The following is a 26,656-nucleotide window of genomic DNA, read 5'->3' as shown; positions in this document are numbered from 1 at the left end:
GTGCTAACGAACTGAATCTTCACCTAAATAAGCAAATCCTAATTGTTGCTACCGCTAACAGGGCAACAAAAAATGATTACATATCTCGCGCTTTTTCTTTTAGGTGTATTCGTCCTCTACAAACTTTCCAGCTCATTTTCAGGCGCACTTATAGGCGTGTTCTCCAGTACGTCTACTAACCAACATACAGATATTCAAGAATTATTCTTTCGTACTGTTTTCACCCTCCTCGGTTATGTAGCAAAACGTGATGGCGCCATCAACCAACGCGAAGTTAAACGCACCGAAACCTATATGGAAAAAATGGAACTGGATGCTGCGCACAAACGCGAAGCTATTCGTCTATTTAAAATGGGCGCAGAGCCGGAATTCACAATTGATAAAACCATCAAGCAATTTCAATGGCTGGCAGAGAAAAGCCCAAATTTGGTACAAATACTTTTGGTGTATTTAATCAATTTGGCAAGGGTGGATGGATTATTAGTTAACCAAGAAATTGAAGCCGTGCAAAAAGTTGCCTTAGGGCTTGGCTACACCAATATTACCTTTCAACACTTGTTAAAAATGGTATCTGCGCAAAATAAATTTGGCGACGCCATCCAAGATCAAAAGCCGCAAAACAAACCAATCAAAAATAGAACGCCGGAATCAAAATCCACACCCTTCACCGAAAATCAATCTGCAAAAAAATCCAAAAAAACTTGCGAAGAACAAACCAAGGATTTTGAAACCAGAAGCGATCAACTACCCGCAGCTTATGCTGTATTTGATTTACCGCCGACTGCGAGCGATGCAGAAGTAAAGAAATCCTATCGCAACCTGGTGAACCAATATCACCCCGACAAGCTAATCGGTTTAGGGTTGCCACCTTACATGATCCAATCAGCAACCGAGTGCTTTCAAAAAATCCAGGCAGCTTATAATTATATAAAGGAGGCTAGAAAGTAAGTGACGCGCACATAGATGAGGATTGTTAATTATCACGGGCGCTTTTCAAAACCAATGTAGAGGTTAGCTATCGCACGGAATAGAAAAGCGTACAAACCCAAAATCATCATACGGCTTAATATAAGCCGGACAATGCTCAAACTAATTAATCATTAGAGGATTTTATTATGAGCCAACATCCAGAAGACAAAAGCAAAAAATCCGGCGGTAAAAGCGAATCCGGGAAATCAAGCAACGTAAAAAGCGGACATGGAAATGCTCGTGAAAAAAGTCCGAAAAGATGAGTACATCTGTTGCTTCAAGAAAAAAAATAGCGCCCTTAGGCGCTATTTTTTTATCATATTATTCAGGACGCATATGCGGGAATAACAGTACATCTCTAATAGATGGTGCATTGGCAAACAGCATAATCAAGCGGTCGATACCTATGCCTTGGCCAGCAGTTGGTGGCAAACCGTATTCTAATGCGCGAACGAAGTCTGCATCGTAGTGCATGGCTTCATCATCGCCTGCGTCTTTTTCGCGAACTTGTTGCATGAAACGTTCGGCTTGGTCTTCAGCGTCGTTTAACTCTGAGAAGCCATTTGCCAACTCACGTCCGCCGATGAAAAATTCGAAGCGGTCTGTTACTGCGGGATTGTGATCGCTGCGGCGTGCGAGTGGTGAAATCTCGATTGGATATTCGGTAATGAACGTCGGCTGATCCAATTTGTGCTCAACGGTTTCTTCAAAAATTTCGGTTTGGATTTTACCGAGTGCAGTGCCCGCTTTAATTTTTAAACCTAAGGCTTCTGCGGCTTTGGTTGCACCTTCTACCGTGCTTAATTGTTCTGCAGTGATTTGCGGGTTGTAATGCAACACGGAATCAAACATGGTCAAGCGAGTGAATGGTTTACCAAAATCGTATTCGCTTTCCTGATATTTCAGCGTGGTAGTGCCCATCACTTCCTGACACATTTTGCGCAGCATATCTTCAGTCAAATCCATCAAGTCTTTGTAGTCGGCATAAGCTTGATAGAATTCCATCATGGTGAATTCTGGATTGTGGCGAGTTGAGACACCTTCGTTGCGGAAGTTGCGGTTGATTTCAAATACGCGCTCGAAACCACCAACTACCAAACGCTTTAAATAAAGCTCTGGTGCGATACGCAAAAACATTTCCATATCTAAAGCATTGTGATGCGTGATAAATGGTTTTGCAGATGCGCCGCCAGGAATTACGTGCAGCATTGGAGTTTCAACTTCCATGAAGTCACGGCCAACCATGTATTGACGAATGAAATTGATGCACTGTGAACGCAAACGGAAAGTGTCACGAACTTCTGGATTTACAATCAAATCCACATAGCGTTGACGGTAGCGAATTTCCTGATCGCTCAAGCCGTGATATTTATCGGGCAATGGACGCAAACCTTTGGTGAGCAATTGATACTCTTCCAAATTTACGTACAAATCACCTTTACCTGATTTGTGCAGTGCGCCTTTTACACCAACGATATCGCCGATGTCCCACACGCCCCATTTATCTTTAATTACTTCTTGCGCCGCCTTGTCGGCATACAGCTGAATGCTGCCGTTGCCATCTTGCAATACCAGGAACGGACCGCGCTTTGCCATAATACGGCCAGCAACGCTTACCACATGATTCAATGCTTCCAATTCTTCTTTAGTTTTTTCGCCAAACGCAGTTTGCAATTCCTGACTTTTATTAGATGGTTTAAAGTCATTAGGAAAGGCATTACCCTTTTCACGAATTGCATCAAGCTTGCTGCGACGTTCGGCAATAAGTTTGTTTTCGTCTTGCGCTTGTACTGAAGTATTTTCGGTAGTCATAGTCATCACTGTGATAATTGCTAAAGTAAATTAAAAATAAATCGAAAATTAATTACAAACCGGCCTTCAAACTCTCAACCATAAATTGGTCGAGTGCGCCGTCTAATACGGCCTGGCAGTTACTGGTTTGAACGCTAGTGCGCAAATCTTTAATGCGCGAGTCGTCTAACACGTATGAGCGAATTTGGCTGCCCCAACCAATGTCAGATTTACTGTCTTCCATGGCTTGTTTTTCAGCGTTGCGTTTTTGCATTTCGTGTTCGTACATTTTTGCGCGCAGCATTTTGTACGCTTGATCACGGTTCGCGTGTTGTGAACGTTCGTTTTGGCATTGCACAACAATGTTGGTTGGGATGTGCGTAATACGTACCGCCGAATCGGTTTTGTTTACGTGCTGACCACCTGCTCCACTCGCGCGATAAGTATCGATACGCAGGTCAGATGGGTTGATATCAATTTCGATATTGTCGTCAATTTCTGGTGACACAAAAACAGAACAGAAAGATGTGTGACGACGGTTGCCGGAATCGAACGGCGATTTACGCACTAAACGATGCACGCCAGTTTCGGTGCGCAACCAACCAAACGCGTATTCACCTTCGTAGCGAATAGTCGCACTTTTAATACCGGCTACATCACCGGCAGAGCATTCTTCCAGCGTAACTTTGAAACCTTTGGCTTCACCCCAGCGCAAGTACATACGCAATACCATTTCGGCCCAATCTTGCGCTTCGGTACCGCCGGAACCAGATTGGATATCCAGATAAGCGTTGTTGGGGTCCATCTCGTTGGAGAACATGCGGCGGAATTCTAGCGCGGCAAGTTGTTGATCAAGGCGGTCGATTTCAGATTGAACATCGGCAACGCTGTCTTCGTCGTTTTCTTCAACGGCCATATCCAGCAGTTCGCGGCAATCCGCTACACCGGTATCAAGGTCATCAATGGTTTTTACGACGTTTTCGAGGCTTGAGCGTTCGCGGCCGAGGGTTTGGGCGCGTTCCGGGTTTTCCCAGACGTTGGATTCACCAAGCTCCAGCTCAACTTCCGTTAAGCGTTCTTTTTTGGTGGCATAGTCAAAGATACCCCCTAAGCACATTGGTGCGCTCAGTGAGGTCTTTCAGGGCGTTTAAAAGCGGGTTGATTTCCATGGTAATGCGTAAAGTTGCCTTAGTTTGTGCCCCAAAATACATGGTTTGGGGCTAAAAATTGCGAGGCGGGCATTCTACATGAGATGGCCGTTTAGGCCAAATGACTTGCGGGTTACAACAGTTATCAGTGTTTACCCATAAACCCGAAAGGAGCGAGGGTCAGGGTCAATATAAAAAACACCGCAATGATGAGTGCGATAAACCGCAAGGGAGATAACAAAAAGTTTTGCCAGAGCGTGGGCGCCTGACCCTGTTCTACCAAATCAGCATAAATTTTTTGTTGGTTAGCCGTACGCTCAGCTTGATATACGCGAATTAATTCACGCGCGCGCTCAAGATTTGTATCGTCTGGCAACCATAAGGCGTCGATTCCTAATCGCCAAAAGCCAGCATGGGTTTCGTAGAAATAGATATCATTCCCGGCAAGAAGCTCCCGCACGTCGGCAGCTTCATCGTCGGGAACGTTTTGTAGTTTAAATAAAAGGATTGTCATTATTTAGAAAACACTACCGTCTTACTGCCATTCAACAATACGCGATGTTCCGCATGCCAACGCACTGCGCGGTTCAACACAACTGCTTCAGTATCACGACCAATCTCTGCCATATCTTCTGGCGAATTAATATGTGATACACGTTCAACGGCTTGCTCGATAATCGGACCTTCATCCAAATCTGCCGTCACGAAATGTGCAGTGGCGCCAATGAGTTTTACGCCGCGATCAAATGCTTGATGGTAGGGCTTAGCGCCTTTAAAACCGGGCAAAAATGAGTGGTGAATATTGATTGCACGGCCATTCAATTTTTGGCAAAGATCATCCGACAAAATTTGCATGTAGCGCGCGAGCACTAAAAAATCTGCCTGCAAATCTTGCATTAATTGCCAAAGCTGCGCTTCTTGCTCTGCTTTTGTTGAGGATGTAATGGGCAAATAATGAAATGGCAATTGATACCATTCGGTTAAATCGCGCATCACATTGTGATTGGAAACCACACCCACAATATCAATTGGCAGCGAGCCATTTTTCCACGAATTCAACAAGGCATTTAAGCAGTGGCCCCATTGGGATACTGCAATTAACACGCGCGGTTTTACGTGCGCGTCAGATATTTGCCATTCCATTTGATACTGTTCACCCAAGGGTTTAAACAGTGAACGGATTTGGCTGAGGTTGTAGCCCGTTGGGCACTCGAATACGGTGCGCATAAAAAAGCGACGCTGTTCCACATCTTCGAATTGCGAAGACTCTTTAATATTAAAACCCAGGGTTGCGAACAAAGTAGCGACTGCAGCAACTATGCCTTTGGAATCCTGACAGCTAAAGGTTAAAACAATTTCTTGTACGCCAGACATAAATGACTCTTCGATTTTTATGATCAATTAAACATTCAACAAGATCGCCAATAAAAATGGCAAGCCTGCAAAAGCAATAAGCGTGGATACCAAGACCATGGCCGCTATTTCCTGCGGTTGCCGGTTGTAACGCAGCGCGAGCAAATAATTAAATACCGCAATAGGCATGGCTGACTGCAAGAGAACAACCGCACGGGACACTCCCGTTAGGCCTAAAAGATGGCAGACAATATAACCGAGCGAGAGGCCACCGAACACCCTTGCCAGGCTAAATGCGATGCTTCGCTTTAAAAAACGGATTTTTAAACTTGCCAGTGAGACACCGAGCGCAATTGTCATCAGGGGGATTGCGATACCGCCGATTAAATCTACGGTATTACTGACCCAGCGCGGCAGAGCGGTATCAGTGACAAACAGAATAACCGCAACGGCCATAGAATAAATGACTGGCTGTTTGGCAACAGACATTATCCGGTCGCGCCAGCCGCCTTCGGCCACTAAAAATAAACCGACCGTGAAGGTAGCAACCATCATTACCATGAAAGAGCCCAAGGCTAAAGCGAGCCCGGTTTGCCCAAATGCGAATAAACACAGAGGCAAGCCCATATTGCCATTATTGGGAAAAATCAGCGGTGGAAGATAAGTCGCAACTTGCAGTTTAACCAGCCTGAGCCATAGCCAACCAATCAAACCCATAAACAACATAACCAGCGCCGTACCTAAGGCAACCCCGCCCATAACCTCAGGTTTTACTTCAACTTTGGCCATTACACCTATGATTAAACATGGAGTGCCTATATTCATGACGATGCGGGAAATAAACTCGGTAGGAAATTCGGCGCCACTTTTACCCCACACATAACCCACTCCGGTTGTAATCATAATGGGCGCTAGGATGGCGAAGAGTTCGTTAAACATTAGTTAGCTCAAGATAAATTCAGGCGCGCAGTCTAGCAAAAACTCTCCTTAACAGCCTGCTAGACTTAGCCCCGTAACCTCAAAATAAAAATTTAACCCAGGAACTCTCTATGACAGGAACAGGCTATGAAATTGTTCTCCCATAAACTGCCAACTTGCGTAACCACCCTCTTACTCAGCGCAGGCCTTTTGATAAGCCATGCGAGCTTCAGCTTGGAAGCGGACTCAACCGCTCGAATTATCCCGTTGGACTCCCAAGCCTGGGCGGGCAGCTCGGTCAATGTGCTGGCCGGTGTGCATCAAACCCTGTTTACCGAAAGTATTTACCAATATGCCGCTTACTATGGTGCCGATGATAGCTTGATGCTCGCTAAACGTCGCATCGGCGAGGACACATGGCAAACCCAAAACACCGGACACAAAGGCAATGTTAAAGACGCTCACAATCACATTAGCCTCGTAGTTGATGGTGCTGGCTTTTTGCATGTAAGTTGGGATCACCACAACAACAAGCTTAACTACGCTCGCAGCAAAACTGCGGGCAGCCTTGAACTTGGTGAATCACAAGCCATGCTCGGCAAGCAAGAGCAAAGCGTCACCTATCCCCAGTTTTATCGCCTGCCCGATGGTGATTTGCTCTTCCAATATCGCGACGGTGGTTCCGGCAACGGCAATCTGGTGATGAATCGCTACATCACTAAAACCCAACAATGGCAGCGTGTTCAGAGTTCATTGATCGAAGGCCAGGGTAAACGCAATGCTTATTGGGATATGAATGTCGATAAAAAAGGCGGTTTGCATCTCGCCTGGATTTGGCGAGAAACACCGGATGTCGCCAGCAATCATGACTTGGCTTATGCCCGCTCCATCGATGGCGGCATTAACTGGACAGGATTAGATGGCAAAACACTCAAGCTTCCTATTACCCAAGCTAATGCAGATTACGCGCTGAAAATCCCGCAGAACTCCAACTTAATGAATCCACCTGTCGTTGCCATCGACAATAGTGGCCGCCCTTTTATCGCCTCCTATTGGTCACCAACCGCGAATAGCAAACCGCGCTTTCATGTGGTTTATGGCGATAAAGGAAAATGGCAAACCATTGCAGGACCAGAGGCGGCGGAAAACTTCAGCTTGAACGGTAAGGGTACGAAACATCCGCCCATTTCACGCGCTGCTTTATTGGTAGAAAACGGTTGGAAAGGTTCATGGGTGCATTTGATTTATCGTAACGCTCGTGGGCAAGTAACTGCCGCAACCATCGATAATCTGGAAAAGCCGGTGTGGACAGAACACTTACTCACCAAAGATAGTGTTGGCGCGTGGGAACCATCACTTGACCCCATTCAATGGAGCCGTATGGGACAAGCGCAAATGTTGATTCAAAACGTGCAGCAGTTAGACGGCAATGACCAAGCAGCAAGCCAACTTGCATCGCCAATTGCATTGCTCGCCTGGAATACTAATTGGGAACGCCATCAAGCGTTGCACCCAACACCTGAGCAACCTATTCCTGCGAATTTAAATTCGCCACTACGCAAAAAAGCTATCGCAAAAATTGCGCAACAAACTGCGGATTGGCAGTGGAAAAATTTTCCAAGTGGTTGGGATTACGACCCCAAAGCATGGACATTCGCACCTTTTTATCTCGGCAATATTTATGCAGCACGCAAAATTCCAAAGCTGGATTTGGAAGCAAAAATGCTAGCGCAAGCTGAAAAAATTAATTGGCAACCGCACGACAGAATTTACGATGCCGATGACCACTGCGTCATGCAGGCTTATTTGCATCTCTACATGAAATATAAAAAGCCCGAAATGATTGCGCCCTCCAAAGCGCGTTTGGATTACCTACTCGCAAACCCTGCAACATCATCGCTAGATTGGGCTTCACCGAATGATCGCGACCGCTGGAGTTGGAGCGATGCTTTATTTATGGGGCCAATGAGTTGGTTGTTAATGTATGAAGTCACAAACGATAAACGCTATTTGGATTTTATGAACAAAGAATGGTGGGCAACGACAGAAAGACTTTATCGCCCCGCAATTGGAATGTACTTTCGCGATGAATCTTATTTAGATATGCGCGAACGCAATGGCAAAACCATTCACTGGGCACGCGGCACCGGTTGGTCAGTTGCAGGCTTGGTACAAGTGTTGGAACACTTCCCAAAAGATCACCCGGATTACCCACGCTATCACGCACAATTTAAAGAAATGGCTGCCGCATTTTTACGCGCACAACAACCAGACGGCCTCTGGCGCCCCGGTATTTTAGATCCACAAACCCACACCGCCCGCGAAACCAGCGGTACTGCATTTATTACTTATGCATTGGCGTGGGGTTTAAATCATAAAGTGCTTGATGAGAAAACTTACAAACCTGCAGTGATTAAAGCGTGGAATTCGTTAACCACCAGCGTAACTAGCGAAGGCAAATTAGAAGACGTACAACCGATTGGCGCAGCACCTCACGGGTTTGATCCAAGCCATTCAGAACCTTTTGCAACAGGTGCGTTTTTGATGGCAGCGAGTGAGGTTTATGGATTGGCCAAACAGTAATTGCTTTTGCTTGTTGTTTTTCGCTTTTGCTCCACCATCCCACGCGAGCACCCCGAGCACTGGAAGAAAATCGGTGTAAAACAAACAGGAAGTTTGTTTTAGTGACTACGCGACATGGATGTCGCGTCGGAACGACAGCGATTTTCTGAAGCGCGCACGACTGCATGGATGCAGGAGGTAGAGCAACGCAGGAGCAGTTGCCGAGGAATAGGTGCGAGATGGGTCGCGTTTCTTTGGGTTACTTTTCTTTGGCGAGACAAAGAAAAGTGACTCGCCAAGAGGCGAAATAAGATGTAACCGTTGTGCACCTCGCGCTCGTTTTCTATTATTTCTTAACAACAAATTGATTTATTGTACCGATTAAAAAACAAACTCCGACAAAAAACCAAACTGCACTTGCTGTTAGATGCCATACACCTAATTTTTTTACCGAATAAAATAAAGGAGAAATATAGAGCCCACGAACCAAGCAAATTAAGGCCACTGTTGTCAGTGCTGATTTTAATAACGGAATTTTCCTTATTAAACCCGCACCGGAGAATGCGTAAGCAGTGCAAGTGAACATTAAAATCGCTATCGCCACAGCGCCTAGAGGTGCAACGAATGTTTTTGCTTTTGCGGACTCGACAATGTATTGGGGTGCCCTGGCAAAAGCATACCACTCAGGACCACCGACAATCATCAGTAAATGCCAAATAGCCGCGAGCCCAGCAATCGTACCCCCCGCAATTAAAAACTTTTCTTGCACATTAAATTTCAACATTAACTCCTTTACACATTCATCACCACACTCAAGCTTGCAGGTACTTAAACAAAAAAATAAAGCCGCTATTGCGGCTTTATTTTTAACTCACTCATCGAATCAACTAATGTGCGGCAACCGAGCGCGCAGCTCGCATTCCCCACACGCGCATTATCAAGCGATAAATTAAACGTACAAATACTAAGGTAAGGATTGTTTCTACCGCAGTAATTACACCGCTTGCAAAAGTTCCGCGCTCGTTGGCACGGCGGTGGAATTTTTTAACCAAGCGATCGCGGGCAATTTCGATACTATCGTAAAAAGTTGGAATCATTAACAGCGTTAAAATTGTTGAGGTAATGGTTCCGCCGATAATCGCTACTGCGAGTGGTTGATAGAACTCGCCGCCCTCACCCATTCCAATTGCTACAGGCAACATACCCGCAATCAATGCGAATGTTGTCATTAAAATTGGACGCAAACGCGAGCGGCCTGCGTACATCAAAGCTTCTTCACGACTAAAGCCTTCTTTCTCTTTAGCGCGCGCGCAATCGAGAAGCAAGATTGCATTTTTCGCGACCAATCCCATCAACATAATGATGCCGATAAAACTCATGAGGTTGAGCGTATGCCCCGTTGAAACCAGCGCGATTACCACACCAATTAAACTTAAAGGCAAACTCATCATTACCGGAACTGGTGCGAGGAAAGAACCAAACTGAATCACCAAAATAAAATACATTAAGGCAATACCTGAAAGGAGCGCAGTAAGCATGGCGCTGAACAGTATTTGTTGATCCTGACCTGCTCCGCGCAATTGAATGCCGTAGCCGGGAGGGAAATCTATAGCCTTGGTGAGCTTCATGGCTTCGTCAATCACCTGCCCCTGGTTTGCGCCTTCAACGTTAGCGGTAACCGTCACGGTACGCTTACCGTCTGAGTGCGCGATACGCGAAGGCGCTTTGTCCATACGAATATTTGCAATTTGCTCCAGAGGAACCACGGAATTACTACCACCGGGAACCAGCGGTAAACGAGCCAACGCCAAAGCGTCTGCGCGGTCATCAGGGTGAAGCCTGATAGCTACATCGCGAGTTTCACCATTGGGGTCTACCCAATCGCCCACTTCGGTACCCGCGAAGGCAAGACGCAAAGCTTGTGCCGCATCGCTCATTACAATACCCAAGCTATTTGCCAAACCGCGGTCCAATTCAATTTGCAATTCCGGCATAGCATCCTGATCGGCGAGACCAACATCGACAGCGCCTTTCACTTTACGCAAGTCACTCATAAAGGACTCGGTAATTTCCATCAATTTACGCGAGTCTTGTCCGTAGAAATTGATGCGTACAGGTTTATCACCGCCGTTACTAGTATCGTCCTGAACGGTGTATTCAGCACCAACCAAACGATTGGTATTGGTACGCAATTCTTTTGCAATTTCTGCGGCAGTTCTCTTGCGTGAACTCGGCTTATCGATATCAATATCAAGGCGACTGTTGTTGCGTCTGATATCGCTAAAAACAGATTTAACTTCAGGAAGTCTGCGCGCTATTTCAGCAGCTTGTTCGGTTTTAATACGCGCATATTCAAGGCTGGCGCCGGAGGGCAAACGAATATTCACAACCAATTGACCGTTGTCTGCCGCGGGTAAAAAGCTGGTACCGCCTTTAACAGATTGTAAAGCCAAGGCAGCTACCAAACTGGCGATAGCAATGCCCGCCATGGAGCGTCTATGACCCAAAGCCCAGCGAATAACATTGGTGTAACGATCTGCTTGATGATCAAACCATTCATTAAAACGTTTTAACAATGCGCTAAACCCGCGTTTAGGTTGATGTTGATATCCAACCGGATCACCCCAACGCGATGACAACATAGGGTCGAGCGAAAACGAAATTAACAAGGACACTAAAACAGATGCAACAACTGTTAATGCAAAAGGTTTAAACCATTGACCGGGGCCGCCGCTCATAAAGGCAACGGGAATAAATACAGCAACTATAGAAAAAGTGGTTGCCATTACGGCCAAGCCAATTTCTTTTGTACCTTCGCGCGATGCAGTAACACGATCTGACCCACGTTCCATGTGCCGCACAATATTTTCACGCACCACAATCGCATCGTCGATTAATACACCAATTGCCAAAGACAATCCAAGTAGCGTCATAAAATTGAGCGAAAAGCCGAACAACCAAACCGCAATAAATGCAGCGAGTACAGAGGTTGGTAAAGCAAGTGCAGTAATTAAAGTAGAGCGCCACGAATTCAAAAACGCGTAAACCACAAATATGGTTAAACCTGCACCGAGAATTAGCGCTTCAATAACGTTATTCAAACTTGATTCAGCCCACTCACCCCCATCGTTCGCAATTTCAATGAGAGTACCGGGTTTTAGCGTTTTTCGAATTTCAGTTAATTCTTTGCGAACAGCTTTTGAAACTGACACTGTGCTCGCTTCACGCGTACGTATAACGTTAATGCCCACAGAAACGTGGCCGTTGTACAAACTGATACTGTTTTGTTCGGCGTTGCCATCAACAACGTCTGCAACATCGCTCAAACGCAAAACTTCATTGCCATTGCGCTTAAGCACTATGTTGCCAAAATCTGCAGGTGTGGCGAGGCGCCCAAGCAAACGAATACTGCGGTCTTCAAGATCGCCCTGGATTTTTCCGCCCGGCGCCGTGAGGTTTTGGCTCTGCAAGCTACGTTGAACTTCAACCACAGAAATATTGTGCGCGCGCAATTTTTCGCTGCGCAACAACACCGAAAGTTCGCGCCGCAAATCACCGGAAACATTAATAATGGCAACACCGGGGATTGCTCGCAAACGATCGCCAATTTCTTTTTCCGCCAGAATGGATAGTTCAATATGACTCTGGCTTTCTGAAGATAAAGACAGCGACATAATGGGCCATGAATCAGGATCAACCCGGCTGATAATCGGTTCGCGCATTTCAATCGGTAATTTGTAGCGCACACTTGCAATTGAGTTGCGAACTTCATCCGCCGCTTCAATTAAATTTTTGTTGAATTCAAATTCAATGCTAAAGCTCGCATTGCTTTCGTTAGCCCAGGCGCGCATTTGATGCACGCCTGGAATTCCCTGCATGGCTTTTTCAAGTCGATCAACAATTTCCCGTTCAACCGTTTCCGGCGAAGCACCAGGGTATGGAATAGTGATACGCAACACAGGTGGCGCAACATCAGGCCGTTCGTTAACACGCAACTTGCCTAATGCAAGCCAGCCAATCGCCATCAAACCGATAACCAATACCACAGTCACCAGCGGACGCTTGATACTAAAATCAGATAAGAACATGGGTTTTAACCCTCCTTCTTAGCAGAAGGGGCAACAGCCGGCTTGGCGTTCATGGCAGATTTAGCAGTATTAGCCGGCGTTTTCTCAACGCTTACAAGCGCTCCATCAACCAAAATGCCACGTGGGTGGCGGAGAATGGTATCTCCCTCGTTCAATCCTGATTTGATGGCAAAATCACCGGACTGAACATCGCGCGTGCCCAGCTGGATTTCAACCTTATTAAGCTTGCCTTGTTGCACACGCCAGATATAAGCGTGATCGCCCTGCTGTACCAAACTCGTTTCAGGAATAGTTAAACTTTGTTCGGTAAGACTTTGTACGCGACCTTCAGCGAACAAACCTACGGTTAGGTTTTTGGTGTCTTTCAAGCTGACCTGAACACCTACCTGACGAGTGCTGGTATCGGCAACAGGATTGATGCGCTCAACTTTGCCTTCGTGCATAAGGTCACGCGAACCGTTCACATAAAAATTAACGGCTTGGCCTACTTTGACATGCTGGATTTGATCAGAAGGCACAAACCCTTCGAAACGAATACTGCTAGGGTCAATCACTTTGAGTAAGGCCTTGCCTACCTGTGCGGTATCGCCATTGGATGCTTCACGATTACCTACAACACCAGCGAAAGGTGCACGAACCTGGGTGCGGGCGAGCTGTTGGGTATCCTGTGCAAGACGAGCGCGGGCAGCCGCAAGCTCACTTTGCGCTGCGTTACGGCGCAGTTCGGCATCTTCCCTGGCTTGGGTGGAAACTGCTCCGCTGGTAGAAAGAGCCTTCAAGCGATTAAATTGACGCTCAGCCTGATCAAAACTTTGTTGGGCTGCGCGCTCTGCTTCTTGTGAGGAGATTAAGGCCTGGCGATAAATCGTATCGTCAAGGCGCACGAGCAAATCGCCTGCCTGAACCTTATCACCGTTATCCTTAAGCACCTGCACCACTATGGCCGATACCTCAGCGCGCAAATCGGCTTGCTTTTTGGCTTCCAAAGAACCGGAGATAATGGGGCCAGAGGCAACGCGGCTGGACGAGATGGTGACCAAATCTTCCTTTACAACAAGCATGGCTTGCTTGGTTTCTTTGGAAGGCGCCTCTTTGGATGCACCGCAGGCAGACAAGAGTGCCGCCAGGCCCAAAGCAATAAGCGTTTTATTCGGCATAGCAATTCCTTAATAAATCAATTGTGGTAAAAAAGGTTTCGGTGATACGTCATTGGTTTTTTAGACGGCATAAGAGTGCAGTTTAGATGCACCTGTATGAATTTAATTGTGTGGATGTGTAAAGAATTAAGCAAAGAAAATGCAAGTAGCGAGAAGGTCCAGCAAAACGACAATGAGCGCAGCTTCCAACAGAAGCCCTACCCCTTAAAACCCTTACCGACCACATAGACTTCGCGGGAGCGTGGACGCGACGCGTCGGGTTTACGGATAACCACTTTGTCAAAGCTGGTACGTACTTCCTTTACGTAATCATCATAGCCCTCGCCATGAAAAACCTTGGCGACAAAATCGCCTTTTGGCTTTAATACCGAGCGCGCCATGTCTAACGCAAGTTCAACCAAATACATGGACGAGGCCTGATCTGCCGCATCTACGCCGCTAATATTAGGCGCCATATCAGAAATAACAACATCGGCTTTATTACCGCCAAGCAATTCCATAATCTGGTTGAACACCGACTCCTCGGTAAAGTCGCCCTGTATAAAGTCAACGTTTTCGAGGGAATCCATCGGCAGAATATCTGAAGCCACTACCCGCCCCTTCACCCCCACCATGCGGCCGGCAATTTGCGACCAGCTACCGGGGGCCGAGCCAAGATCTACCACCAAATGACCGGGCCTTATAAGTTTGTCCTTTTCGTTCAGCTCGATAAGCTTGTAAGCCGCGCGCGCGCGGTAGCCATCAACCTGGGCGCGTTTCACATAGGGATCATTGACATGTTCTTCCAGCCAACGGTTACTACTTTTTGATCGAGCCATGGGTAAAACAACTCACTAAAGGGCGATATTGCGATAAGACGCTAATTGTAAGCTGTTAGCCACTCCAAACAAAGGTATAAAAAAAGGCGAACCCGCAAAGATTCGCCTTTTTGACTCACTAAAACTTAACTTTATATGAGCTTGCGACGACGCACAGCCATTACACCCAAGGCACTTAAGAACAACATCAAAGTGCTTGGCTCGGGTACAGAGGCTGGGCGATCTTTTACGGTAATTTCAGCCAGGTAACTGCTGCTGGCAAAATCCAGACCCCACGAATCCGACAACAGAAAATCGTCTAGCTTAATGGTGCTGGTTCCTGCCTGACCTGCCGTAAATACCAGCGTAAAGAGTTTCAATGCACTGGCCTGGCCAGATAAATCCCAGGAGAGCGATAAACCAGAAAGGTTTAGGCTATTGCTGGATGTCGGATTGGAGGAAAGACCGTAAAACAGCGAGTCATCCAGGTCTGAGCTAAAGCTGGTATTTTGATAGCCCGTTACAGCGCCATTGAAAGACAAATTCATATCAAAGCCGGCAAAATCTACACCGCCCAATCCATCTCCATCAGTGCCATCCAAACCTGATACCCACAAATCGAGCGAAACCGTATCGCCAACATTGTACCACTGCGCAAGATTGCTGCCGGAATTACCAAAAGATAATACCGGTGTTGCGTAGGCGCTGGATGCGAACAAACCCAACACACCTACTGCCAGAATTTTTTTAATCAGAGCTTTTATTAATAGTTTCATTTTTATGATTCCTGAATTTATTTTTAGATGTTAGCGAGCACACGACAACTTCGTACACTTGAGTACGCAAGCGCGCGAGTCCAGCACATTGATAACGCCATCCTTATTCACATCGAACGGACTTGCGCCTTGTACCGGAGTATTTTTGCGCGCGAGAATCATGTCGATATCATCTATATCAACTGTTTTACTGTTGTTGACATCACACATCAAAGGCGCAGCAGATGAGCTTGAACTCGAGCTAGCACCACCCAAACTCAATGTTTGCCAAGGCGTATCAAAGGCACCATTCACCAATGGCCCAACAGTGAAGAAATATTTCACGGTGGCACCCGCTGGAATATTGCTGAGCGTAAATACGTTGGTGTTATCAACGTTGTGAGTCATGCGGATATTTTGTTGGCCTTCGTTATTTACGATGTAATGAATATCCGCCCAGATTGCATTATTCACGTAGAATTTAAGGCTGCTGCTCGACAAAGGTGTGTAGCCATATTCACTGGACGTTGAAGAAGCACTTGAGCTTGCAACACTGCTTGAAGATGAACTCGCAACACTGCTCGCAACAGAAGAACTGCTAGACGAACCCGTCACTTTGGTAATGCGGAACCAATTCAAGCTCCAACCACCTTGCTGAGCGTAAATACCAAAGCTGTAAGAACCTGCATTCAAATTCACAACTTGAGTGATGGTGGTCCAGGTTTGACTGCCGCCAGTTGCTGGCACACTTACGTTGCCCAATACAATTGAGCCGCCGTTTAAATCAGACGAGAACATAGTTGCAGCCGGGCTCGCCACACGGTATTCAATTTGATAAACGCCAGAGCTTGGAACATTCAAACCAGCGAAAGCCATCCAATTGCCGGCACCTACGTTATTCACGTTTTGACCACCACCAGCATCTTGCGTGCTAATCACTTGTACGCCTGAAGTTGCAACAAAACTTTCTGCTTGTACGAACCACTCAAATGCAGCGGCACTGGAAGATGAACTGCTGGAAGAAGTTGCAGCACTGCTTGAACTAGAAGAAGCAACAACACTGCTCACAACCGATGAACTGCTTGAGCTGGTAGCAGTTGAACTTGCAACAGATGAAGAGCTGCTAGAAACAACACCGCCTGATGACGAAGAAGAACCAGATGAAGAAGAACCGCTTGATTGACAAACTGCATCGCTACCGCAATCCCATACGATATCGTCAATCGCCAATGGGAAATTGCTGCCAGGTGTTGGATCAAGACTTGCGATCATGAACAATTGCGACATGGATTGCAGCGCGTTAATGCCGCGAATTTCTGACAGTGGAATTGTTGCTTGCGCCCAATCGCCGTTGCGAACCAAACCATACGCAGTCGTGTTAGCGGGGAAGTTCACCCACTTCTCGTTAGTGTAAGTATCTGCAATACCAATTTTGAAACCAACATTCGCAGGGATTTTGATTTTGAATTTCAAACTACCGTTGCCAAAGTTGCTCATATCGCGTGGCTGACGGGAAGCAATACCAGCACCAAACCATTGCGGCGCGGTGTAGTTCCAGGCAATTACATTTGCGCCTTCAGCTGGAGGTGTAGTACCAGCACTGAGCGAAGCCGGGTTCCAAACCCACAAATCAGCACTGCCACCAATTTCTTGTTTGTTGGTGACATTTGCATCAGTGAATACACCGAAAGTGCCGGTTTCTTTTTGCGTTTGGTTACCAAGTTTTACTTCACCCAAACCATTCAATTGGTAAACGCGAACGTAATCGAGGTACATCTTGGCTGGTAAAGGCGCAGTCACTTGGGCGTCGTTAGCGGCATCGGTGAAGTTACCACCAACAGCGAGGTTAAAGAGGAAGTAGAACGGAGCCTGGAATTCAGATGACTCGCCCCCAACAGGAATTGGCGCTGCATACATGTCGTGCTCAACGCCGTTATCCACAACGGTGAAACGAATTTGGGTATCCGTCCAATACATGCGGTAAACCACAAAACGGTTAGTCAGCGGAGTGCTTGCTACGTAAGAGTTTTTGGTTTGCCATGCAGTAGAGGCCGCACAAGATTCATTGCCCGGAACACAAGCAGCAGACGCATAGAAAATCGCGTTGGAAGCGGTGTAGCTATTAATATCTGAACCTAATGGAATCATGGAAGACAAGCGATGCCCCATCTCCATAATGTCCAACTCGCCTTTTGCTGGCCAGGTTGCCAAAGTGGTGCCCAACATCCAGCCTGCAGGCCACAAACCTGTGCCCACTTGCGGCGTGCTCATACGGAATTCAACCAAACCGTATTTCACTTGCAACTTACCTTCGGTAGTCACTTTGCCTGAGGTAAAAGGCTTGCCACCAAAAGCTTCACGACGAGCCTGGAATGCCAAAGCTTTAGTGCCCGGCTCGAAAGGTACGTTATCAATACTGAGGTTACCCGGGCGGTAGTATTCCAGCTCCTGGTTACCCCAACCGCACAAGCCGATGCTGCAGCCATCGCTATCAATGGAGTTCCACACTGCGGAATCCAGCGTATTAAAATTCTCTTCGTATAAAAGCGGGCCTACAACCGGGTTTAACACATCTGCCGTAACAGATGCCCCCGTCAGCGCCATAGCGCCAGCCAGTACGGCAAGCCGCGCTCTGGCCAAAAAATTATTTTTGTATCTGCTCATTTTATCGAACCTCGTATGGTGATTATTTTTATTAAACCCAGGTGTAGTCCGCTGACTTTTTTATGTTTTATTGACCGGGGTACGCCTTTTTGTATGCTGGATGCGCCCAGGGGCATGGAGAACCGCCGGAGTAATTTTTTGAAATTGGGTGATGGAGACCTGTGCGCGCAGCCGCAGCACAATGTCATTTTGAAGAGATCAAGTTCGTCCCAGATTTAGGGAAAACTGGAACGTGGGATGGTTCAGGTTTGTGCCAACAAGGTGGCACCATAGCGTTACAACCAAGCCTAATAAGGGAATGCGTCAAAAAGCCGTTAACGCAGAATTTAGATATATCGAATGGCGAACCAGCCTAATTCGAGTCCAGCTTACTGGTTCTTCGAATCAGGCCGATTCAACTTGGCAGGGATTAACTTATCGCACAGTAGGATTTTAGAAAGTCAGTGTGCGACGGGACTTTTTCAACAGCCTCTGCAATTTTTGATCTCATGCTATCAAGGCCAGCACGGATTTCTTCATCACTAATGACGTGCGGGGCGTGATGATAACTGCGAGGTTCTATCCGCTGACCCATGAGCACCTGCAACCAGGAATCTACACTGAAAATATCATTAGGCCCCTGGTACAAGTGACCGGTTTCCTTAAACAGTTCAATCCTTCCTGCTAAAGAATCTGGAATCACCATGTCCCGGCAATCTCTCCAATAAGGAGTATCGTCGCGTTCCGTTGCCTTGTAATGCAGGATGATAAAGTCGCGAGTTTCCTCGTATTCCGCACGCGATTGTTCGTTGTAGCGGCGAATCAAATGCTCGTTACATCCCTCAAAGGGAAACAGCTGCAACAGTCTGGTTATACCCATCTGGATAAGGTGAATACTGGTCGATTCCAGAGGCTCGATAAATCCACCCGCCAAACCTACGGCAACACAATTTTTTACCCAAGCTTGTTTGCGGCGCCCGGTATTAAATTTGAGCAAACGAAGTTCTACCCGAATATCGCCATCCAAATTATTGAGTAAGGTGTTACGAGCATCCTCATCAGAAATATACGCACTGGAATAAACATGGCCCGTCCCCTGACGATGCTGCAAGGGAATTTTCCATTGCCAGCCGGCGTCATGGGCGATAGCACGGGTGTAGGGAGGAATATCACCGGAAAACTCTGTCTGCAAGGCCACGGCGCTATCGTTACGCAACCAATGACCCCAATTTTCATAACCGGCCTTTAAGGTCTGCTCGATTAGCAAACCGCGAAATCCTGTGCAGTCGATAAATAGGTCACCTTCAATGCTGACACCGGACTCCAGAACAACAGACTTGATAAAGCCGGTATCTGGATGCTGCTTAACCTCAACAATTTTTCCGTCAAGGCGCTTAACGCCTTTTTCCTCGCTGAGCTTGCGTAGAAATTTCGCATAAAGACTCGCATCAAAGTGATAGGCATAGTTGAGTCTGGGATTCTCCATTAGGGCAAACTTATGAGCTTTTGCTGCCTGCCGCTCAAAGCACAAATCTTCAAGCTCGCCTTCATAACCACGAGCTTTAGCCGCCAACCAATAATGATAAAAACCACCAATCCAGCTAGGCTTTCCAACTGAGCCAAATGGATGAATATATTTGTCACCCTTACGGCCCCAGTTTTCAAAAGAGATGGCCAACTTAATGGTGCCGCGGGTAGCCGTCAAAAATTCCTGCTCATCAATGCCGTTAATCTTATGGAATGAATTAATGGTGGGAAAGGTGGCTTCACCTACGCCCACAGTACCAATCTCGGCAGACTCGATTAAGGTGATATCCAGCAAAGTGCCAAATTGACGCGATAACGCCACAGCAGTACACCAGCCCGAGGTTCCTCCTCCAGCAATAACGACTTTTTTTATTTTTTGGGACATATACGCCTCTGAAAGCAACTGAAATAAACATCTATGCCCATTACACCTATTCGCGGAACTTGCATTCCTCTTCGACAAAGGAAAAGCAAACGCGAGCTGATTGAGCCTTGGCAATGAGCGACCGCGTTTTTACTTCAATAGCATTTGTGCGCACAACCCAAAAGCCATCACTTTTAGCTATTGCGATTAGGCAATTACGCCGGATTTAAACAGGCTCATACAGATCAGCTATCAGTGTTCGAGGAAGATATGGTGACCTGGAGTGCCAACCTGCGTAAAATGGCCTTTCAATTTACCTCTGCCGGATCAACCGGCCAGGAACCCAGCCATGATTCGCATTACCGAACTCGCTTTGCCGCTTGATCATCCCGCTGAAGCCCTACGCAAAGCCATAATTGAACGCCTAAAAATCAAAGATGCCGAGCTGCTCGACTTTACCGTCTTCAAACGCAGTTACGACGCACGCAAGAAAAACAGCGAAATCAAATTCGTTTACATCATCGATTTAAAAGCCAACAACGAAGAGCGAATTCTCGCCCGCTTTAACGATGACACTCACGTGCGCCCCGCTCCCGACACCAACTATTACCCCGTTGGCCAGGCACCTGCCAATTTGACCGAGCGCCCGTTAGTTATAGGTTTTGGCCCTTGCGGATTATTCGCCGCCCTTTTGCTCGCCCAAATGGGTTTCAAACCTATTGTGTTCGAGCGCGGCAAAGACGTTCGCGCCCGCACTAAAGATACCTGGGCGCTTTGGCGCAACAAGGTGCTCACTCCAGAATCCAACGTGCAGTTTGGTGAAGGTGGCGCGGGTTTATTTTCGGATGGAAAACTTTACAGCCAAATCAAAGACCCGAAATTCTACGGCCGCAAAGTGATGCACGAATTTGTTCGTGCCGGCGCGCCCGAAGAAATCATGTATGTGAGTAAACCGCATATTGGGACTTTTCGTTTGACCGGCGTAGTTTCCACCATGCGCGAAGAAATTCGCGCGCTCGGTGGCGAAGTTCGCTTTGAAAGCAAAGTGACCGATTTCATTATTGAAGATGGCCGTATGCAAGGTGTAACTCTCGCAAACGGCGAAGAAATTCGCAGCCGCTATGTCGTGCTCGCACTCGGTCACAGTTCTCGCGATACTTTTAGAAAAATCCACGAGCGCGGCGTATATGTAGAAGCAAAACCCTTTGCAGTTGGTTTCCGTATCGAACACCCGCAATCTCTGATTGATAAGGCAAGACTCGGCAAATATGCGGGCCATCCGGAATTAGGCGCAGCAGATTACAAGCTCGTGTATCACGCAAAAAATGGCCGCGCGGTTTACAGCTTTTGCATGTGCCCCGGTGGAACAGTGGTTGCCGCAACGTCAGAACCAGAACGCGTTGTTACTAACGGCATGAGTCAATATTCGCGCAATGAGCGCAATGCCAATGCGGGTATTGTGGTTGGCATTACACCGGAAGACGATTTCCCCGGCGGCCCGCTTGCTGGCGTTGAATTTCAAGAGAAACTTGAGTCCACGGCCTACATATTAGGCGGCAGCGATTATTGTGCACCCGGCCAATTGGTGGGCGATTTTATTCGCAACAAAGCCTCCAGCGAATTCGGCGAAGTTGAACCTTCTTATAAACCCGGCGTGCGCTTGGGTGATTTGAATCCATCACTCCCCAAATACGTTATTGATGCAATCCGCGAAGCACTACCAGAGTTCGGTAAACAAATTCGCGGCTTTGATCGCGACGATGCGATTCTCACCGGCATTGAAACTCGAACTTCATCGCCCGTACGCATTACACGTGACAATGAAAGCCTGCAAAGTTTAAATACGCGTGGTTTGTATCCTGCCGGTGAAGGTGCAGGTTATGCAGGCGGAATTTTGTCTGCGGGCGTGGATGGGATTAAAGTTGCAGAAGCGGTGGCTAAAGCCATGTTGGAAGACTTAGCTTAATCACCACCCAAAACTAATGTAATCCTCCGCACGGATGCGGATGTTGCTTTAAACGAAAATAATGATTTAAAAGTCAGCACCATTGTGCCCACATGGCAAAAAACTATGAAACTCGACGACGTAAAAAAACTTCAGCAAAAAAAATACCGCGAAGAACTCGGCCATTTTTTGGTTGAGGGTGAACATCTTGTGCTTGAGTTGCAAAAAGCTGCTGAAAAAATTCCGGAGCTGAAAAAAAGCGAGCTTTATATTACCGAAGCTTATGCGGATTGGCCGAGCGAGTTTAGAAAAAACGTCATCACTGAAAAACAAATGTCGCAAGTTTCTGACACCAAAACTCCACAGGGAATTTTGGCTATAGTACCCTTCTTACCAGCGGCGTCTGCTGCGCAAAATACAGAGCGCGCGATTTATTTACACGAAGTACAAGACCCCGGCAATCTCGGCACTATTGTGCGCACACTTGCGTGGTTTGGAAATTTTCGTTTGCTGCTCAGCCCTAATTCTGTTGACCCCTATAACCCAAAAGTTGTTCGCTCAAGCATGGGCGCCATATTTCATTTACCCATGGAGCTAGACGTTTCAATCGCAGAAATCGGCAAACGTTTTAACAAAATTGCCTGCTTGCATATGCATGGCGATAAAGTCAGTGAAGTTTCCTTCAAAGATTACGACTGTTATTTATTTGGTAACGAAGCGCGCGGATTGCCAGACGATTTATTAAAAGACATTTGCTTTCACTCATTCAATATTCCAGGCTGTGGCGCAATTGATTCGCTCAACCTGGCCTCTGCCGTTAACATGTGCGCTTATGAATTAGTACGTTAGCAAATGGATTAAAGGGCATTCACTAAGGACAACACTATGAGTTTACCCAAGCAAGTACGCGAATGGCTCATTCCCCTGCATGAGGACCAACAAACTCTTGCGGAGGCCTATGCACAAATGAAAGCAATTGCATTGCAGCAAGAGTCGATTCCGCTGCTGGTGCAATTGGTCGAAAACCCCAAATACGATTTACCGGGCATAGATATTTTTTCTGGCGCAACTGATCTTGCCACTCACGATTACATTCATATTTTATTAGGCCGAGGCGTATTACCCAAAGACGAAGCTTTTGTCATCGGCTTTACCATGGGTTCGACCAAGCAAGTGGGCGAATGGGAAGAAAAACTTTACGGCTTATTCACCAAACATTTTTACCCCAAGAACTATCGTTTTAGCGACGAAGATTTTCAAATTTATAAAGATGCCGTCAGGCTCGGTTACATCTCCAACTGCCAGCCACTCAATAAAGTCGATTACCCTTCACTAGCCCATCTCAGCATTAAAGAAGCCCGTGGAAAAATTGGTATAGAAGCGGACTTACTGCGCGCCTACTATAAAATTGAAGCTCGCCGTTATCCAGAGTCTTACGAAAGCCAAAGGCTCATTAGATCTTACCCATAAATATTTAGAATTTTTACAGGAACAATTGTGGACTGTCGTTACTGGAAGAAAAATATTCGCGCAAAGCAGAAGCTTAATTGGGTCGCCTTATTCTTTTTTTTATTGGGTGGACTTGTTCACTACCCTGCCCTTGCCCAACAATCTATTGAAAAGCAATCCTTTGAATCACAACAACATGACCAGCGCGCGCCACGCATTGCATTAGTGTTGGGCGGCGGTGGCGCACGCGGTGCTGCGCATATTGGCGTACTCGAAGTGCTTGAACGTGAACGCATTCCACTCGCCTGTGTTGTAGGTACCAGTATGGGTGGGCTTGCCGCAGGAGCTTATGCCGCAGGTCTTTCACCTGCAGAAATGCGTGAAAAATTAAACAAAGCAGATTGGACTGATTTATTTCTCGATTCCGCCGATTATTCGCAGCTAGGGTTTCGTAAAAAGCGCGTTAGTAATCGTTTTTTATCCGGCACAGAATTAGGCTTGACCAAACGCGGTGTACAAATTAAACCTGGGGTTATCGCCGGCACAAAAATTAAATTGTTTTTCAACTTATTAGTCGGCGCCGATTACGCCGCTCGTAATATTGAAGAAATGCCCATACCACTTGCGCTTGTAGCAACCGATATAGGTACGGGTGAAAAATTTGTGTTCAAAAAAGGCAGCTTGCCCATGGCCATGCGAGCGAGCATGTCTGTGCCAGGGCTTATGACGCCGATTGATTACGAAGGCCACAAATTAGTAGACGGCGGCTTGGTGGATAACTTGCCGGTTGGCGTGGCGCGTGAGCTATGCAACCCCGATATTATTATTGCGGTGAACGTGGGAACCCCCTTAAAACCCGCCGAAGAAATTGATTCACTGCTAAGCGTTACCACGCAAATGATTGATATTTTGGCCAAGCAAAATGTTGCACAGTCAATTTCTACTTTGCGTTCACAAGATATTTATTTGGAGCCCGCACTAGGCGATTTCTCGGCAGCGGATTTTTTACGCTATAAAACGGCGGCAGATATAGGCAAGGCAGCCGCAGAAGCAAAACTCGACAAGCTAAAACAATATTCTGTTAGCGAATCTGCATACGCCGATTGGCGCCATGACAAAAAAAGCTCCCAAGAGCCCATTCGTATTGATGAAATTGCAATTAGCCCATTAAAAGATCAATCACCCGAATACATTAAGCAACACATTCGCCAGAAAATCCAAAAGCCTTTGGACATTAAAAATCTTGAACAAGATTTAATTCGGCTTTACGGCGATGGCTTTTATGAAAATGTGGATTATTCAATCGAGTCGCCGGGTGAAAAAAACATCTTAAAAATTAACGCCCGCGAAGCGACATGGAGCTCGGATTATTTCATCTTTGGGTTTGATATTAACAACGAATATCGCCAAGGCACCAATTTCGATTTACGCGCGGCCTACCGCAGTACATGGATCAATCATCACGGTGGCGAGCTTTTTGGCAGCATGGATATCGGCAGCAACCCTGGTTTTGAAGTTGAATTGTATCAACCACTGAATTACCGCCAAACTTATTTTGTACAACCTTCGCTTTATCGTAAAAGCGAAATGGTAAATGTGTTTCAAAACGATGAAAAAATTGCCGAATATGAAGTTGTTCGCGCCTGGTCTGAATTAGCCTTAGGTAGAAACCTGGGCAATTTTGGTCAAATGAAATTTGCGTGGCGCGAATACGATATTAAAAGCACCTCTGACCTCAGCTCAGTAGAACTGGGGAACTCCCACGACAAATTTGGTGGCAGCTTATTTGATATAAATATTGATCGCCGCAACCGTTTGCATTTTCCCTCGCGCGGTTGGTCAACTCAAATTAGTTATTTTGAATCTACCCACGAAGGCTACGGAAAATTAAGCAGCGAATTTAATTTCGCCTACCCGCTCGATAAATTTGTATTGGCAGGCCGGGCATCTTACATTCGCTCAGTCTTTGGACAATTGCCTGCCGTAGATGCTGCCTATCTTGGCGGTTTTCTAAACCTGTCGGCCTTCGCAAGCAATCAAATTATTGCTGATAATGCGCTCTACGCTCACTTGCGCGGTGAACGTATTATTGGCCGAATGCCGCTAGGATTTAACGGAGATTTGCGTTTGGGCTTGGGTTTGGAAGCGGCTAAATTAAAAAATGCCTATACTTTTGATGAAACAGATGGCTGGTTAAATTCTGCGGTAATTTATTTAGGTGGCGAAACACCTTTAGGCCCTGCTTATCTCGGCATAGGTTTCGCGGATGACGGAAAATTTAATCTTTATATGCAGGTAGGCGCGCACTAAGCGCGCCCTTCTCTTTTAATGCAAACGAGAAAAATCCGTCGGATTCATAAACACTGATTTAATTCCATTTTCTATCAAGATTTTGCCGTTGATTTGCGATGCATCGCGGACTTTTATCCATTCAGGGTCAGCAATAAAATTTGCCCAGGATTGGGTTGCAGCGTCGCGATCTTTATGTGCCAGCAAGTAGATCAAAGTATTTGCACTGCCTTTATCTGCATCTGTTGGATGCCAATAAGCAATATTTGTCATCCCATGTTTAGCAAACAGTTTAATCGTGTGTTCACGAAAACGCGTATCTAATGTGCTCAACTTATCGTCGTTAGTCGTGTAGGTGCGCAACTCGAATATATGTTTTCCGGCGAGTTTAAACTTTTCCGGCGAATAATCTGCTGGTGCTAAAAACACAGATTCGACACCTTGCACAATAGGTCCATTCGCTTCACTGGCTGTGCGAACTTTTACCCATTCAGGATCATCACCAAAAGCTTTCCATGAGACCTCGGCTGCCGCACGACTTTTGTGTTTGAGAATGTAATAAAGTTTGTCGCCGTCTTTTTGCTCTACCGGCACCCAGTAACCCACATTGACCATACCGTGGCGCTCAAAAATTTTAGTGGTGTGGTTTTTAAAACGCGCTAGCATGTCCGGCATTTTGCCTGGGTGAACAGTATAAATACGCAGCTCATAAACCGGAGCGGGCTCAGCTGCCTGGACGGGTGTAACCGTTAATAAAACGCTAAACAAAATACCTAAGACACAGATTAATTTTTTCATAGGAATTTTCTGTATGTTGAGAAAAGTTAAAAGGGTTTGTTAAAAAAAATGGCTCCGACTTTCATCGAAACCATTTTCAGGATCTTATCAGTATCCGCACCCG

At 46.5% G+C, this 26,656-nt stretch carries 19 protein-coding genes; 6 read left to right on the top strand and 13 right to left on the bottom strand.

Annotated features, from left to right (window positions below):
* The first annotated feature begins 72 nt into the window (after positions 1-72).
* Positions 73-948: a co-chaperone DjlA gene (djlA, locus tag IE104_RS05725; RefSeq protein WP_189416620.1), complete on the top strand. Its 876-nt coding sequence runs from the start codon at positions 73-75 to the stop codon at positions 946-948.
* Between the two features lie 342 nt (positions 949-1,290).
* Here the strand turns inward: djlA and lysS are convergent, their stop codons facing one another.
* The 5 genes from lysS to IE104_RS05700 form a co-directional block, all read right to left on the bottom strand.
* A complete protein-coding gene (gene lysS / locus IE104_RS05720; RefSeq protein WP_189416616.1) occupies positions 1,291-2,781 on the bottom strand; it encodes a lysine--tRNA ligase in 1,491 nt (496 codons plus the stop codon).
* 52 nt (positions 2,782-2,833) lie between these two features.
* A protein-coding gene (gene prfB, locus IE104_RS05715; RefSeq protein ID WP_189416614.1) for a peptide chain release factor 2 occupies positions 2,834-3,929 on the bottom strand; the annotation gives its coding sequence in 2 pieces (ribosomal slippage) (positions 2,834-3,856 and positions 3,858-3,929; 1,095 coding nt in all).
* Positions 3,930-4,053: 124 nt separating this feature from the next.
* Positions 4,054-4,422, bottom strand: a complete 369-nt coding sequence (locus tag IE104_RS05710; protein WP_189416613.1) for a DUF6164 family protein — start codon at positions 4,420-4,422, stop codon at positions 4,054-4,056.
* The gene (gene purU, locus IE104_RS05705; protein WP_189416611.1) at positions 4,422-5,282 is read right to left on the bottom strand and encodes a formyltetrahydrofolate deformylase; all 861 of its coding nucleotides are present in this window, start codon (positions 5,280-5,282) and stop codon (positions 4,422-4,424) included. Before purU ends, IE104_RS05710 begins: the two co-directional genes overlap by 1 nt.
* 27 nt (positions 5,283-5,309) lie before the next feature.
* On the bottom strand, positions 5,310-6,164 hold the full coding sequence (locus IE104_RS05700) for an AEC family transporter (RefSeq protein WP_229837631.1): 855 nt from the start codon (positions 6,162-6,164) through the stop codon (positions 5,310-5,312).
* Between the two features lie 162 nt (positions 6,165-6,326).
* Here IE104_RS05700 and IE104_RS05695 point away from each other — a divergent pair, with 162 nt between their 5' ends.
* Positions 6,327-8,762, top strand: a complete 2,436-nt coding sequence (locus IE104_RS05695; protein WP_189416608.1) for a BNR-4 repeat-containing protein — start codon at positions 6,327-6,329, stop codon at positions 8,760-8,762.
* A 325-nt stretch (positions 8,763-9,087) separates the two neighbouring features.
* Here IE104_RS05695 and IE104_RS05690 read toward each other — a convergent pair whose 3' ends face one another.
* The 7 genes from IE104_RS05690 to IE104_RS05660 form a co-directional block, all read right to left on the bottom strand.
* A complete protein-coding gene (locus IE104_RS05690; protein ID WP_229837629.1) occupies positions 9,088-9,525 on the bottom strand; it encodes a hypothetical protein in 438 nt (145 codons plus the stop codon).
* Between the two features lie 103 nt (positions 9,526-9,628).
* Complete coding sequence (locus IE104_RS05685) at positions 9,629-12,829, bottom strand: efflux RND transporter permease subunit (protein ID WP_189416606.1); 3,201 nt, start codon at positions 12,827-12,829, stop codon at positions 9,629-9,631.
* Between the two features lie 5 nt (positions 12,830-12,834).
* Positions 12,835-13,986 carry an efflux RND transporter periplasmic adaptor subunit gene (locus IE104_RS05680; protein ID WP_189416604.1) on the bottom strand — a complete coding sequence of 384 codons (1,152 nt, stop codon included), beginning with the start codon at positions 13,984-13,986 and terminating at the stop codon, positions 12,835-12,837.
* A 197-nt stretch (positions 13,987-14,183) separates the two neighbouring features.
* Complete coding sequence (gene rlmE / locus IE104_RS05675) at positions 14,184-14,804, bottom strand: 23S rRNA (uridine(2552)-2'-O)-methyltransferase RlmE (RefSeq protein WP_189416603.1); 621 nt, start codon at positions 14,802-14,804, stop codon at positions 14,184-14,186.
* 131 nt (positions 14,805-14,935) lie between these two features.
* Entirely contained in the window at positions 14,936-15,559 is a 624-nt protein-coding gene (locus IE104_RS05670; protein WP_189416601.1) for a PEP-CTERM sorting domain-containing protein, read from the bottom strand.
* Between the two features lie 30 nt (positions 15,560-15,589).
* A complete protein-coding gene (locus IE104_RS18970) occupies positions 15,590-18,202 on the bottom strand; it encodes a carbohydrate-binding protein (RefSeq protein ID WP_229837622.1) in 2,613 nt (870 codons plus the stop codon).
* A gap of 409 nt (positions 18,203-18,611) precedes the next feature.
* Positions 18,612-20,093, bottom strand: a complete 1,482-nt coding sequence (locus IE104_RS05660) for a tryptophan halogenase family protein (RefSeq protein WP_189416599.1) — start codon at positions 20,091-20,093, stop codon at positions 18,612-18,614.
* Between the two features lie 328 nt (positions 20,094-20,421).
* On the opposite strand from IE104_RS05660, the gene IE104_RS05655 reads away from it, so the two are divergent.
* The 4 genes from IE104_RS05655 (at position 20,422) to IE104_RS05640 (ending at position 25,776) form a co-directional block, all read left to right on the top strand.
* Complete coding sequence (locus IE104_RS05655) at positions 20,422-22,038, top strand: NAD(P)/FAD-dependent oxidoreductase (protein WP_189416598.1); 1,617 nt, start codon at positions 20,422-20,424, stop codon at positions 22,036-22,038.
* Between the two features lie 105 nt (positions 22,039-22,143).
* Complete coding sequence (locus IE104_RS05650; RefSeq protein WP_189416596.1) at positions 22,144-22,866, top strand: TrmH family RNA methyltransferase; 723 nt, start codon at positions 22,144-22,146, stop codon at positions 22,864-22,866.
* Between the two features lie 36 nt (positions 22,867-22,902).
* Positions 22,903-23,487: a hypothetical protein gene (locus IE104_RS05645; protein WP_189416595.1), complete on the top strand. Its 585-nt coding sequence runs from the start codon at positions 22,903-22,905 to the stop codon at positions 23,485-23,487.
* A gap of 27 nt (positions 23,488-23,514) precedes the next feature.
* Positions 23,515-25,776, top strand: a complete 2,262-nt coding sequence (locus IE104_RS05640) for a patatin-like phospholipase family protein (RefSeq protein ID WP_189416593.1) — start codon at positions 23,515-23,517, stop codon at positions 25,774-25,776.
* Positions 25,777-25,791: 15 nt separating this feature from the next.
* On the opposite strand, the gene IE104_RS05635 is transcribed toward IE104_RS05640, so the two are convergent.
* Positions 25,792-26,553 carry an NIPSNAP family protein gene (locus tag IE104_RS05635; protein ID WP_189416592.1) on the bottom strand — a complete coding sequence of 254 codons (762 nt, stop codon included), beginning with the start codon at positions 26,551-26,553 and terminating at the stop codon, positions 25,792-25,794.
* Between the last annotated feature and the right edge of the window lie 103 nt (positions 26,554-26,656).

The sequence above is a fragment of the Cellvibrio zantedeschiae genome (assembly GCF_014652535.1).
Taxonomy (GTDB): Bacteria; Pseudomonadota; Gammaproteobacteria; order Pseudomonadales; family Cellvibrionaceae; genus Cellvibrio; species Cellvibrio zantedeschiae.
This window is presented reverse-complemented; position numbering and strand designations above follow the sequence as displayed.

Excerpts from the sequence above, each read along its gene's own strand:
- lysS (WP_189416616.1), bottom strand. The coding sequence starts at position 2,781 with ATGACTACCGAAAATACTTCAGTACAAGCGCAAGACGAAAACAAACTT.
- IE104_RS05645 (WP_189416595.1), top strand. The coding sequence starts at position 22,903 with ATGAGTTTACCCAAGCAAGTACGCGAATGGCTCATTCCCCTGCATGAG.
- djlA (WP_189416620.1), top strand. The coding sequence starts at position 73 with ATGATTACATATCTCGCGCTTTTTCTTTTAGGTGTATTCGTCCTCTAC.
- IE104_RS05650 (WP_189416596.1), top strand. The coding sequence starts at position 22,144 with ATGAAACTCGACGACGTAAAAAAACTTCAGCAAAAAAAATACCGCGAA.
- IE104_RS05660 (WP_189416599.1), bottom strand. The coding sequence starts at position 20,093 with ATGTCCCAAAAAATAAAAAAAGTCGTTATTGCTGGAGGAGGAACCTCG.
- rlmE (WP_189416603.1), bottom strand. The coding sequence starts at position 14,804 with ATGGCTCGATCAAAAAGTAGTAACCGTTGGCTGGAAGAACATGTCAAT.
- IE104_RS05685 (WP_189416606.1), bottom strand. The coding sequence starts at position 12,829 with ATGTTCTTATCTGATTTTAGTATCAAGCGTCCGCTGGTGACTGTGGTA.
- IE104_RS05670 (WP_189416601.1), bottom strand. The coding sequence starts at position 15,559 with ATGAAACTATTAATAAAAGCTCTGATTAAAAAAATTCTGGCAGTAGGT.
- IE104_RS18970 (WP_229837622.1), bottom strand. The coding sequence starts at position 18,202 with ATGAGCAGATACAAAAATAATTTTTTGGCCAGAGCGCGGCTTGCCGTA.
- IE104_RS05710 (WP_189416613.1), bottom strand. The coding sequence starts at position 4,422 with ATGACAATCCTTTTATTTAAACTACAAAACGTTCCCGACGATGAAGCT.
- IE104_RS05695 (WP_189416608.1), top strand. The coding sequence starts at position 6,327 with ATGAAATTGTTCTCCCATAAACTGCCAACTTGCGTAACCACCCTCTTA.
- IE104_RS05655 (WP_189416598.1), top strand. The coding sequence starts at position 20,422 with ATGATTCGCATTACCGAACTCGCTTTGCCGCTTGATCATCCCGCTGAA.
- IE104_RS05680 (WP_189416604.1), bottom strand. The coding sequence starts at position 13,986 with ATGCCGAATAAAACGCTTATTGCTTTGGGCCTGGCGGCACTCTTGTCT.
- IE104_RS05635 (WP_189416592.1), bottom strand. The coding sequence starts at position 26,553 with ATGAAAAAATTAATCTGTGTCTTAGGTATTTTGTTTAGCGTTTTATTA.
- IE104_RS05690 (WP_229837629.1), bottom strand. The coding sequence starts at position 9,525 with ATGTTGAAATTTAATGTGCAAGAAAAGTTTTTAATTGCGGGGGGTACG.
- IE104_RS05700 (WP_229837631.1), bottom strand. The coding sequence starts at position 6,164 with ATGATTACAACCGGAGTGGGTTATGTGTGGGGTAAAAGTGGCGCCGAA.
- purU (WP_189416611.1), bottom strand. The coding sequence starts at position 5,282 with ATGTCTGGCGTACAAGAAATTGTTTTAACCTTTAGCTGTCAGGATTCC.